Below are 11,900 nucleotides of genomic sequence, written 5' to 3' on the forward strand. Positions count from 1 at the left end.
GCACGCCCTCGTCATCCGCACACCCTCGTTCACGCAGCCGGTGTCACAGCCCGGACTCGGCCGTGCGGACGAGGATCCGGCGGCACTCCTCGCAGCGGACCACCTCGTCGTGGGCGGCGGCCCTGATCCGGTTCAGGTCGGCGATCGACAGGGTCGTACGGCAGCCGAGGCACCGGCCGCCGTGCAACATGGCGGCGCCGACGCCGCTCTGCTCGCGCAGCTTCTCGTACAGGGCGAGCAGGTCGGCGGGGATGTCCGCGGTGATCGCGGTCCGGCCGCCGGTCAGCTCGCCGGCCTCCTTGTCGATCTCGGCGAAGGCCGCGTCACGCCGTTCCTCGGCGGCCCGCAGCGTCCCGGTGACCTTGTCGCGTTCCGACCTGAGCGACTCCACCTGGGCGTCCGCCGCCTCCCGGCGCTCCATGATCTCCAGGACGACCTCCTCCAGGTCCGACTGCCTGCGCCGCAGCGAGGTGATCTCGGACTGGAGGCTCGCCAGGTCCTTGGGCGAGGAGACCTGCCCGGAGTCGAGACGCTTGGTGTCGCGATCGACCCGGACGCGTACGGCGTCGACGTCCGACTCGGCCTTGGCCTGGTCGCGGGCGAGGTCGCCGGCCTCGGTCTCGGCGGCGATGACCTGCGTGGCGAGCCGTGCGAGCCTCTTGGACAGCTCGTCGATCTCGGCCAGGTCGGGCAGGGTGCGGCGGCGATGCCGCACCCGGTCGAGACCCGTGTCGAGCTCCGCGAGATCGAGCAGACGCTTCTGTGCTTCCGGTGCGGCCTTCATCCCAAATCCCTCAAGATGCTCGGGGGTCCAAGTCGGTGGTCGTCGCCGTCCAGGCGTCGGTGACGGCGCCCGAGACGCGCGCCTCAACAGTAATGCCACCTGCGGCCAACGCTGACGTCAGACGCTCGGCGGCGTCCGCGAGCCAGGGCCATTCGGTGGCCCAGTGGGAGGCGTCGACCAATGCGGGCCCGCCCGCCTCCAGGTGCTCACCGGCGGGGTGGTGCCGGAGGTCGGCCGTCAGGAAGACGTCCACCCCCGCCGCCCGGGCCGTGCCCAGGAGGGAGTCGCCGGCACCGCCGCAGACGGCGACGGTCCGCACCGCGCGGTCCGGGTCCCCCGCGACGCGGAGCGGAGCCGCCGTACGCGGCAGTCCGGCGGCGGCCAGCGCGGCGAACTCCCGCAGCGGCATCGGGGCGGGCAGGTCCCCGATCCGGCCGAGCCCCCGGCGCGGGTCGTCCGCGGCGGGCTGGAGGGGCCGCAGGTCACCCGCGAGGCCGACGGCCCGCGCGAGCGCGTCCGAGACGCCCGGATCGGCCACGTCGGCATTGGTGTGCGCGGCGTAAAGCGCGGCGCCGCCGCGGATGAGCCGGTGGACGACCCGGCCCTTGAACGTGGTCGCGGCGACGCTCGTGGTGCCGCGCAGATAGAGCGGGTGGTGGGTGACGACGAGGTCGGCCCCCCAGGCGAGGGCCTCGTCGACGACGACCGCGACCGGGTCGACCGCGAAGAGGATCTTCCTTACGGGCTGCTCCGGGTCGCCGCAGACGAGGCCCACCGCGTCCCATGACTCGGCCCAGGAGGGGTCGTACAACGCGTCCAGGCGCGCGACGACCTCGGCGAGGGCGCAGGAGGAGATCGAATCCACCCGCGCACACTACAGCCTGGTGGCGGGGCGGCCCGGGAAAGGTAACGTCCCAACCGAGGACTCGACACAGGGAGGGACCCCGCCGTGCCCGATGGTCAGCAGAGCCCGCACGACAGATTCGTGGTCGCCGACACGCACAACGACCTTCTGATGGCCGTCTCCGCCAGGCCCCCGGAGGTCTGGTCCTCGTTCTTCCGGGACCGATGGCTGCCCCAGCTCGCCGAGGGCGGGGTCGACGTGCAGGTGCTGCCGGTGTTCGTGGAGAGCCGGTTCCGTCCGGAGGGGGCGCTGCGCCAGACCCTGCGCATGATCGAGTGCGCCCACGTGCTGGCCGAGGGCAACCAGGACGCGGTCGCGCTGTGCCACGACGGGCAGCAGATCGACGAGGCGCTCGCCCTCGGCAGGATCGCCCTGGTCCTCGCCCTGGAGAGCATGCCCGGGATCGACGAGAGCGTGGAGCTGATCCCGACCCTGCACCGGCTCGGGGTCCGCGTCGCGTCGATCGCCCACTGGGGCCGTACGGCTCTCGCCGACGGCAGCGGCCAGGACGGCGCCGGCTCCCGGCTCACCAGCCACGGAGTTCAGGCGCTGCGCGAGATGGAACGGCTCGGCATGCTCTTCGACATCTCGCATCTGGGCGCGGCGGGGGTCGCGCACGTGCTGGAGATCGCGGCCCGGCCGGTCATCGCGACCCACTCCTCGGCCCGCGCCCTGCGCGACCACCACCGGAACCTCACCGACGAGCAGCTCAGGGGCGTCGCCGCGGGCGGCGGCGTGATCTGCGTGAACTTCCTGGCCGCCTTCCTCACCGAGGACGCGCGCTCGGCCACCGCCGACCATCTGGTGGACCACATCGAGCACGTCGCCTCCGTCGCCGGGATCGACCACGTGGGCCTCGGCCCCGACTTCATGCGCGAGGTCAACGAGGACCTCACCCCACCGTGCTGCGAGGGCTTCGGCTACCCGGGGATCGACGCCAACGCGGCGATCCCCGGCCTGGAGGGGCCGCGCGGGCTTCCGCTGGTGACCGACGCGCTGGTCAAGCGGGGATTCTCGGAGGAGGAGATCCAGAAGATCCTGGGCGCGAACGTGATGCGCCTGTTCCGGGCCGAGCTCGGCCGGCCGGCGCCCGAAGGGGCGGGAGAGGAACAGCCCGCGCGGTGAACCTGGACGCGATGCTGGCCGACCTCGAAGATCTGGTGCTCTGCGAGTCGTACTCCAGCGACCACGACGCGGTGGCGCGCAGCGCCCGGGTCGTGGCCGCGCAGGGCCGCAGGCTGCTCGGGGCGGACCCGGAGATCCTGGTGATCGACGGGGTGACGCACCTGCTCTGGTCGTTCGGCGCCCCGCGGGTGCTGCTGCTCGGCCACCACGACACCGTCTGGCCCGTCGGCACGCTGCGCGAGCACCCCTGGTCGGTGACGGACGGCGTGGCCCGCGGCCCGGGGGTGTTCGACATGAAGGCCGGGCTCGTGCAGCTGTTCCACGCGGCCGCCTCGCTGCCGTCCGCCGACGGCCTGAGCGTGCTCGTCGTCGGCGACGAGGAGCTCGGCTCGCCGACCTCCCGCCCGCTGATCGAGTCGATCGCGGCGCGGTGCGCCGCCGCGTTCGTGCTGGAGGCCAGCGCGGACGGGGGCGCGCTCAAGACGGCGCGCAAGGGCATCTCCCGCTACGAGCTGATCGTGCACGGCCGGGCCGCGCACGCCGGGCTCGAACCCGAACTGGGCGCCAACGCCGCCGTGGAGCTGGCCCATCAGGTGCTGGCCGTCGCGGCGATCGGTGACCAGGTCGGGTCGTCGTCCAGGGCGGGGGCCACGTCGGTGACCCCCACCATGCTGTCCGCCGGGACGAGCACCAACACCGTGCCCGCGCGGGCCCGGGTCGCGGTCGACGTGCGGGTGCCCGACCAGGCCGCGCAGCGGCGGGTGGACGAGCTGATGCGCGCGCTCACCCCCCGCACCCCGGGCGTACGCCTTGAGTTGCGGGGCGGGCCGAACCGCCCGCCTCTCGACCCGGCCGCCTCCGCCGGGCTCTTCGAGGTCGCCGTACGGACCGCGCGCGAGCTGGGCATGGCGCCGCTGCGCGGCGTCGCGGTCGGCGGCGGCTCCGACGGCAACTTCACCGCCGGGGCCGGCTGCCCCACGCTCGACGGCCTGGGCGCGGTCGGCGGCGGCGCGCACGCCGCCGGGGAGCACGTCGTGGTCGCCGAGATGCCGGTCCGGGCCCGCCTCGTGGCCGCGCTCACCGCGTACGTCCTGGCCGGCGGGGCCGTCGGACCCCCGGGCGGCGGGGACACGACGGACGGCGACCCCCGCGACCTTGGCGACCTTGGCGACACGGCGGACAACGGCCGTGGCGGGACGCACGCGGCGCACGGCCGCGCGGGGACCGGCCGTTTCGGCCTCGGGGAGACGGGTCATGTGAAGACCGGTCGCGGGGAGACCGGTCGCGGGGAGACCGGTCCTCTCGAAGCCGGGGACACCGCGTGAACGCGGGCCGCCGGGAGACCGGCGGGCCGCGGCCCCCGCGCGGCGGGTGCGCCGCCGACGCAGGCCGCCGCGCGCGGGCCGCGGCGGCGCGCGGCGGCCTGCGGATAGCCGAGCTGGACACGAACGACGAGTTCGGCCGGGTGGTCGAGCTGTTCGACGACATCTGGCATCCCGAGCCGTGGAACCCGCCGGTCACCGCGGAGCTGATGCGGGCCCTGTCGCACGCGGGCGGATACGTCGCGGGGGCGTTCGACGGGCCCGACCTCGTCGGGGCGTGCGTCGGCTTCCTCGCCGCGCCCGCGGGACAGGTGCTGCACTCGCACGTCACCGGCGCCGTGCGGCCGGGGGCCGGCTTCGCGCTCAAGCTGCACCAGCGCGCCTGGGCCCTGCGACGCGGGCTGAGCCGGATCACCTGGACGTTCGATCCGCTGGTCCGGCGCAACGCCCATTTCAACCTGGTCAAGCTCGCCGCGCGGCCGGAGGAGTACCTTCCCGACTTCTACGGCCCGATGGGCGACGCGCTGAACGCCGGGGACGAGTCCGACCGGCTCCTGGCGGTCTGGCGGCTCAGTTCGCCCGCCGTGTCGCGGGCCTGCGTCGGCGTGCCGTACCGGCCGGTGAGCGCGGACGGCGCGGGCCGCGCGCTGATCGAACGGGACGGGCGGCCCCTGGTCCTGCGGACGGACGCCCCGGCGGTGCTCGTCACCGTGCCCGCGGACATGGAGACGCTGCGCCGCCGCGACCCCGCGACGGCCGCGGCGTGGCGGCACGCCGTACGCGAGGTGCTCGGCGGCCTGATGGCTGAGGGCGGCCGGGTGACGGGCTTCGCCGACGGCTGCTACGTCGTCGAGCGCCGGCGATCCGGCGGCGGCGTCACTCCCCCTCGGGTACGGCGATCAACGTGGGCAGCGGGGCGCGCAGGGCCTCGGCGACCGCCTCCTCCAGCTCCCCGGGCGTCTTGACGGCGAGGCCCCGCGCGCCGAACGCGGCGGCTAGTGCGGGGAAATCCGGCGCGTGCAGGTCCACGGCGACCGGCGTCATGCCGCGGGCGACCATCTCCTCCCGGATCTCCCCGAAACCGCCGTTGAGGGACACCACGATCGGCAGGCTCAGCCGCAGCTCCACGGCCGTGGCCAGCTCCTGCAGGGTGAACTGGAACGCCCCGTCGCCCGCCAGCGCCACCACCGGCCGATCGGGCTGACCCAGCTTCGCGCCGATGGCGGCCGGCAACGCGAAGCCGAGGGTCCCGAACCCGGTGGGGAACAGGAACCGCCCGGGCGGGTCCATCGGCATGCCGACGAGCGCGCCGTGGTAGACGAACATGGAGTTGTCCCCCACCACGACGGTCTCCGGCGGCATGGCGCGGCGCAGCGCCGCGAGCTGGCCGGACCACCTGCGAACCAGGTCCTGGAGCTCCGTCTCGTGGCCGACGCCCGGCTCCCGCTCCGGGCCCGGCGCGTCCCCCTGCCCCCCGGCCCGGCCATTGAGCCGCCCGTCGAGCCGGTCATCGAGCCGGTCATCGAGCCGCCCGCCGAGCCGCTCGGTCAGGCCGCGCATGGCTCGCTCGGCGTCCGCGACGATCGCCACGTCGGCCACGTGGTCGCCGTGCATCTGCCCGGGGTCGATGTCGATCCGTACGAGGCGGCCGGTGAGGGCGAAGGGGTCCTCCCACAGGTCGGCCGGTCCCAGCTCGGTGCCGACGGCCAGCACGACGTCGCACGCGGCGAGCCAGCGACGGACGGCCGCGAGGTGCAGGGTGGCGCCGAGCGCCAGCGGATGGCTCTCCGGCACCGCGCCCTTGCCGTTGACCGTGGTCACGACCCGCGCGCCGAGCCGTTCCGCCAGGCGCATCGCCAGGCGGCCCACCGGCGGCTCGTCAGAGCCCGGCCGCTGGGCGCCGCCGCCCAGCACGAAACCCGGGCGCCGCGCCGCACGCAGCAGTTCGGCCGCCTCGTCCAGGGCCTGCGGATCCGGTTCGCGAGGCATGACCCGGTACGGCGGCACGATCTTGACGTGGCCCTCCAGGTCGAGCAGGTCGGCGGGGATCTCGATGTGGACCGGCCGGGGGCGTCCCTCGGCGAAGTGCCCGAAGGCGCGGGCGACGGCGGCGGGGATCTCGCGCACGCTCGTCACACGGTGGCTCCAGTCGCACAGGGCGCCGATCGCCCGCGACTGGTCCCTGCTCTCGTGCAGGTAGCCGCGGCCGTCGCGGGGATGGCCGGTCGGGACGCCCGGGGAGACGAGCAGGATCGGGGACGAGTCGGAGTACGCCTGCCCGATCGCCGTGGCCGCGTTGACCACGCCGGGGCCGGTGGTGGTGACGACGACGCCGGGTCTGCCGGTCACCCTGGCGTACCCGTCGGCGGCGTATCCCGCGCCCTGCTCGTGCCGCGGCGTCACGCATCGGACGCCCGCGCCGTCGAGTTCCTGGTAGATCGCGAGATTGTGGGTGCCCGGTATACCGAAAATCGTTCTGATGCCGTGCGCCGTCAACGTCTCGACCAGGGCACGGGCACCGGTGATCCCGGCGGGCGTCCCCTTGGAATGGATCGGGTCCTCGGTGGCCACGTCACTTCCCGGGGAGAGAAGGGGTTTACGGAGGTTTACTCCCTAGGTTTCCCCCGTCGTGCACCGCGTACGCTCTTCCGGCACCCGAATTATGATGACCGACCGCATGTCACCCGGAGCGCCGTCCCAAACGTGTCGCGGCGTTTGCCTACCTCGTGCTCGTCCGTCCCATTTGTCAGATAATTGTCGATGGAAGCGACGGCCTGAGTGATCATGCGGTTCATCGTCTCCTGGGTGTGGGAGGCGATATGCCCGGTAACGAGAAGGCGGTCGGCGAAATCCCGGGTCAATTTCAGGCCGGCATCGGAGTCGAGGTCGTAGAAGCCGTCGAAGACCGCCATGCGCACTCTGCCGTCGCTCAGCCCTTCGTACAGGGCGTGGGGATCGACGATCGCCGGGCGCGCGGTGTTGACGATGACGGACCCCCAGGGCATCAGCTTGATCACCGAGCGGTCGATCATCGATCTGGTCTCGTCGGTCTCCGGCACCATGACGACGAGGATGTCGCTGCCCTCGGCCAGCTCGGACACCGATCCCCGATAGGAGAGGCCGAGCCTGCGCTCGACGTCCGCCTTCCGGGTGCGGCTGTGGTAGGCGACCGTCGCGTCGAATCCGTCGCGGAGGATCTCGGCGATACGCTGCCCGTTCGCCCCCATGCCGAGGATGCCGACGCGGCAGGCGCCCAGCTCGTGCGGCATGTCACCGGGGTCCCCCCAGCCCGGGACGCGCCGGCCGAGACGGTGGGGTATGCGCCAGTTGGCATTGATGATCTGGCCCACCGTGAACGCCGCGACCGCGTCCGTCGCCGCCCCCGGGGTGTTCGTGACGGCGATGTTGAGCTCGTCGGCCGTCGGCACGTCGACGAAGTTCTCGTAGCCCACCCCCACGAAGGCGACCACCTGCAGGGACGTCGCCTTGCGCAGCACGCCGCCGGTCGCCCGCTCCTCGCCTCCGTGGAGGTAGGCGCGCACGTGCTGCCCCAGGCGATGACCGAGCTCGGTCTCGTCCAGCGGGCCGGGCAGGTACAGCACCTTCAGACCGTGCCGCTCCTTCAGCGGCGCCAGCAGCTTCGTGTCGATGCCGGCGCCGGTGACGAGGACCACCCCGCCCCTCGCCGGCCTCTCCGCACCGCCCACCCGTGACGTCGCGGCATCGCCGAATGTTTCAGCCCCGACAGCCAGTGGGTGGACCATTGCGTTATCTCTCGATTCAGGACCCGCTTCTCACTGGTTTCCGTAGGCTCCGGAATCACTGCAGCCCAGCTGGAATGCCAAATATCGCGGACGATTGTAGCGACGAAGTGCGAGTTCAATGATATACAGAATATTGATAGCGACGTGCCAGGTACGGACAACTCCTCGCAAGGAACTCCCCAGGTGGGCCGCGGGAACACCGGTCTTCGGCCCGCCATCAGGTATCCGCCCCTTATAGGCGAACCCGAGGCAAGCGAAGGCAGTGCAGAGAGGGCCCGTATGAGACTCCAGCCGCGACAGCAGCTTCTGGAGCTGTGGGAGGCGGCCGCCCGCACCTCCTACCGGGACGGCGTATGGACGTGGGGCGGCCGGGACGGGTCGAACTCCATCTCCGACGCCGAGCAGCTCCTGTGCTTCATGTACCCCGCCTCCGAGCTGCCGGGCTTCCGGCTGGACACGCCGAACGAGACCGGCGACGACGTGCTGGCCGCGCTCACCGTGCTCGGCGACTCCGTGGAGATCCCCAAGCTGCTGCTCAAGGTCATCGGCCAGTACCTGCGCACCTACACCGCCGAGGACGGGCGCCCGATCTTCTCCGGCGGCAGCTACTTCCGCACCCAGGAGGACGACGCCAAGGTCACCCCGGAACAGCTCCAGCTCGACGTGGTCGACTCGTTCTCGATGTCGGTCACGCTCGCGCTCGGCACCCTCGGCTTCCTGAAGGTCTTCCGCCAGAGCGTGCGGCGCCAGTCCATCCGCACCGAGATCCGGGAGCTGGAGGACCTGGCCGGCAAACGCCTCTCGGCCGCGATGGCCGGCCTGCTGCGCAGCTTCACGGTGAACGCGTTCGACCCCGCCTCCCCGGCGGGCCGCGCGCTGCTGCGCACGGTGAACCAGACCGGCGCGCCCACCCGCCGGGTGCTCGACGATCTGCGGCGTGAGCTGCGGCCGGTGCGGGCCGGCCTGCGCGACCTGACGATCGGCTCGGGCAGCCAGGCCGACCTGGACAACGAGAACCTGCTGTTCGAGTGCGGCTGGACGTGGGGCATCGTGAAGGACGCGCCGGCCGTCGTCACGCCGCTCGACATCGGCCCCCAGCCGGAGGGCGTGGCCGCCGACACGCCGTTCCTGTACTTCACCGTGAACGCCCTCGTCGGCATCGCCGACCTGTTCTCGCCGCGCACCAGAGTGCTGAGCCTGCTCAACGACGACCAGATCACGCTCGCCGAGGCCATCCAGCGCCGCTGGGACCTCACGCAGCTCTACTGGCGCACCATCGCGACGTACGGGCGGGGCACCTGGCCGCTGGAGGACATCCCCTGGCGGACGGTCGACGAGAAGGAGTCGGACTACTACAGCCTCGGCGTCACCGCCATGGTGGTGCAGAGCCTGGTGAACAACCGGTCGGCCGACGTCGACCTCGACCGGGTCGGCGCGGTGCTGGAGGAGCTGGCCATCCGCGCCAGGATCATCCGCAGGGCGGTGCCGGGCGACCCGCCGGTGCTCATGCACGCCCCCGGTGTGCCGGTCAACCTGCACGGCAGCGACATGCTCGGCCCGCACCTCCTCTGGATGGTGTCCGACTTCGCCATCACGCTGCTGAAGCGGACGATCTGGGCCGCCAGCATCGCCCAGAACACCCGCATGCGGGAGCGCCTGCTCACGCTCGCCGACCAGATCTGGCGGCACATCCTGCAGCGCCGCCACACCGCCGGCCCGGCCGCCGGCCTGTGGGACCAGCCGGGCAACGTCTTCACCGACATCCCCGTACGGGACGAGGAGCCGTCCTGGTACTTCTCCGAACGGGTCGCCGAGTTCCTCGTCGCCGCGGCGACGGCCAGCGGGGAGCCGCCGCTGCGCAGCCCGCAGCTCGTCGAGCTGGCCTACCAGATGCTCGGGGAGGCCGAGCACCTGCTCGACCAGGAGATGGTCACCCGGCCGCTGGTCGCCGGGCAGACGATCCAGCCCAAGCTGCGCACGATCCAGTCCGCGCTCCAGCGGGCCAGGACGATCATCAGCGACCGGCCCGCGACGGCCCAGGCGCTGATCAACGACGCGCTGCTCGACCTCGAACGGCTGGCCGCCGCCCGCGACAGCGCGTCGGAGGCGATCTGAGTGCTGGTCTTCGCGATCTCGGACAAGGGCGGGACCGGGCGCTCGGTCACCGGCACCAACATCGCCTACCGGCACGCCCTGCAGGGCAACGACGTCTGCTACCTCGACTTCGACTTCGGCTCGCCCACGGCCGGAGCCATCTTCAGTGTCGGCTCGGTGGCGCGCGGCACGCGGGAGAGCGGCCTGCACGAATACCTGCGGGGCGACTGCCCGCAGCCGCGGCGGGTGGACGTGTGGGCCGAGTCCGACCGCGAGGGACTGCGCACCCGTCCGCCCGGCGCGGGACGGCTCGTGCTGCTGCCGGGCAGCGAGGGCGGCGGCGAGCTGTCCGCGCTCTCCGAGGAGGTCGTCGGGCGGTGCGTCCAGCTGTTCGGGCGGCTGGAGGAGGAGTTCGACCTCTGCATGGTCGACGTCAGCGCCGGCCGGTCGTTCACCGCGGAGCTGGTCCTGGCGGCGACCGTGCGGATGCCCGCGGTCCCGTTCCGCTGGCTGGTCTTCCACCGCTGGACGCGCCAGCACATCATCGCGGCCGACGGGCTCGTCACCGGCACGGACGGGCTGTTCGACGTCGGCACCCGGTTCGGGCACGACCCGGAGGTCCTGCGCGACCGCATCCGCTTCGTACGCACGGCCGTGCTGGAGCCGGACGCGGCGGAGCTGGTCGGCCTGCGCGACGAGCAGCGGGCCTGGCTGAGCGCGTGCGACAGCGAGCTGCGCGAGCTCGCGGGCCGCCACGGCGTCGGCCGTACGACGATGCTGGGCAAGGTGCCGCTGGACCCGGTGCTCCAGTGGCGCGAGCAGCTCATCACCGACGAGGACGTGCTCGCCAGCAAGATCGCCAACGTCGAGACCGCCGCCGCGTTCGACGACCTCGCCAAGAAGATCGTCGACGACAACGCGTGGGAGGGTCTGTGACGCCGGTGCACGCGACGTTCGGCGAGGTGGCGGCCGAGCGCAGGATCGCGTCCGTCCCCCTCTCGCACGTGTCCGTCGAGCTCGGGCACCTCTACATGGAGGACTTCGAGGCGGGCCCGGCCCGGTTACGCGAGCAGTTCCGCCGGGTCGCGCCGTGGCTCGCCACCATCCGCTCCGTGTGGCGGGAGCGGGTGCCCGGGGGCCGGGCCCGGGTGAGCACCTGCTTCCTCGTGGACGACTACTTCAGCCGGTTCAGCACCCCGGCCGAGCTGGTCCCGATGATCCTGGAGGCGGCGGCCGAGCACGATCTGACCATCGACTACCTGGCCCGCGAGTCGGCGTGCGCGCAGTTCGAGGACGGCCGGTCCGGAGCCGTGGAGCTGGCCCGGCTGGTGGAGGACCGTCTCGTCGACGACCCGCCGCCGGAGACCGACGGGTCCCGCCCGCCGGTGAAGGAGACGGGCTGGCTGTGCAACGGCTCCCGCTCACCCCTCACCACCCCGCTGCAGGCGATGGGAAAGGCCCGGCCCTGGGAGCCTCCCACCCAGAACGCCAAGCGCGGCCACTCGATCTTCGTGGACGTGGAGCTGTGGGACGAGAGGGGGGCGCGGCGCACCTGGTCGTGTCCTTTCCTCGCCGCCGTCTGGCAGCTCCTGCGGCTCGGCCTGCTGCGCGCCGAGGGCCGGGTGCCGCTGCCCCCGGTGCCCCTGGAGGGTGACTGGCCCGGCGACTGGGACCGGCTGCCCGCCGTCGTCCGGATCAACCCCCAGGCCGCGCCGTTCAGCGCGTACACCACGCTTTCCGTCCTCTCCCCCCGGTTCCTGCCCGTCGAGCTGGCCGTTCGGACGATCCTCGGTCAGGTCGCGGTGGACGACGAAGTCCTGCGGCAGGTAGCGGCCCGGAGCGAGAGCGAACGAGTCCGGCTCGAAGAGGAGCTCGTCGACCGCGTCTCCTACGTCTTCACCTGAGGG

General features: G+C 72.8%; 10 protein-coding genes. 6 read left to right on the forward strand and 4 right to left on the reverse strand.

The window, feature by feature from the left end; all coding sequences use genetic code 11:
- Nucleotides 1-43: 43 nt before the first annotated feature.
- Both HHX37_RS08080 and HHX37_RS08085 read right to left on the reverse strand, forming a co-directional pair.
- The gene (locus HHX37_RS08080; RefSeq protein WP_182874343.1) at nt 44-784 is read right to left on the reverse strand and encodes a zinc ribbon domain-containing protein; all 741 of its coding nucleotides are present in this window, start codon (nt 782-784) and stop codon (nt 44-46) included.
- 10 nt (nt 785-794) lie between these two features.
- A complete protein-coding gene (locus tag HHX37_RS08085; RefSeq protein WP_182884973.1) occupies nt 795-1,649 on the reverse strand; it encodes a Nif3-like dinuclear metal center hexameric protein in 855 nt (284 codons plus the stop codon).
- Nucleotides 1,650-1,733: 84 nt separating this feature from the next.
- Here HHX37_RS08085 and HHX37_RS08090 point away from each other — a divergent pair, with 84 nt between their 5' ends.
- From HHX37_RS08090 to HHX37_RS08100, 3 genes are read left to right on the forward strand one after another with little or no spacing between them, the layout of a single operon-like run.
- On the forward strand, nt 1,734-2,813 hold the full coding sequence (locus HHX37_RS08090) for a dipeptidase (RefSeq protein ID WP_310738299.1): 1,080 nt from the start codon (nt 1,734-1,736) through the stop codon (nt 2,811-2,813).
- Complete coding sequence (locus HHX37_RS08095; RefSeq protein WP_310740303.1) at nt 2,810-4,138, forward strand: M20/M25/M40 family metallo-hydrolase; 1,329 nt, start codon at nt 2,810-2,812, stop codon at nt 4,136-4,138. The genes HHX37_RS08090 and HHX37_RS08095 overlap by 4 nt, the downstream gene beginning before the upstream one ends.
- The gene (locus HHX37_RS08100) at nt 4,135-5,100 is read left to right on the forward strand and encodes a GNAT family N-acetyltransferase (protein WP_310740304.1); all 966 of its coding nucleotides are present in this window, start codon (nt 4,135-4,137) and stop codon (nt 5,098-5,100) included. The genes HHX37_RS08095 and HHX37_RS08100 overlap by 4 nt, the downstream gene beginning before the upstream one ends.
- Here the strand turns inward: HHX37_RS08100 and HHX37_RS08105 are convergent.
- Nucleotides 5,012-6,706, reverse strand: coding sequence for a 5-guanidino-2-oxopentanoate decarboxylase (locus tag HHX37_RS08105; protein ID WP_310740305.1), 1,695 nt, complete (start codon nt 6,704-6,706; stop codon nt 5,012-5,014). The two genes, HHX37_RS08100 and HHX37_RS08105, sit on opposite strands and share 89 nt — an antisense overlap.
- Before the next feature lie 89 nt (nt 6,707-6,795).
- Nucleotides 6,796-7,809, reverse strand: coding sequence for a 2-hydroxyacid dehydrogenase (locus HHX37_RS08110; RefSeq protein WP_182882806.1), 1,014 nt, complete (start codon nt 7,807-7,809; stop codon nt 6,796-6,798).
- A gap of 369 nt (nt 7,810-8,178) precedes the next feature.
- Between HHX37_RS08110 and HHX37_RS08115 the strand changes: the two genes are divergently transcribed.
- The 3 genes from HHX37_RS08115 to HHX37_RS08125 are packed head-to-tail and all read left to right on the forward strand — an operon-like array spanning nt 8,179 to nt 11,897.
- Nucleotides 8,179-10,014, forward strand: coding sequence for an SCO2524 family protein (locus tag HHX37_RS08115; protein ID WP_182884974.1), 1,836 nt, complete (start codon nt 8,179-8,181; stop codon nt 10,012-10,014).
- Nucleotides 10,015-10,929: an SCO2523 family variant P-loop protein gene (locus tag HHX37_RS08120; protein ID WP_117408601.1), complete on the forward strand. Its 915-nt coding sequence runs from the start codon at nt 10,015-10,017 to the stop codon at nt 10,927-10,929. It abuts the gene before it with no gap.
- Nucleotides 10,926-11,897 (forward strand): SCO2522 family protein, encoded by a 972-nt coding sequence (locus tag HHX37_RS08125; protein WP_208759287.1) that lies wholly within the window; start codon nt 10,926-10,928, stop codon nt 11,895-11,897. Before HHX37_RS08120 ends, HHX37_RS08125 begins: the two co-directional genes overlap by 4 nt.
- The last annotated feature ends 3 nt before the right edge of the window (nt 11,898-11,900 follow it).

Source organism: Microbispora sp. H10885 (assembly GCF_014161415.1).
Taxonomy (GTDB): domain Bacteria; phylum Actinomycetota; class Actinomycetes; order Streptosporangiales; family Streptosporangiaceae; genus Microbispora; species Microbispora triticiradicis.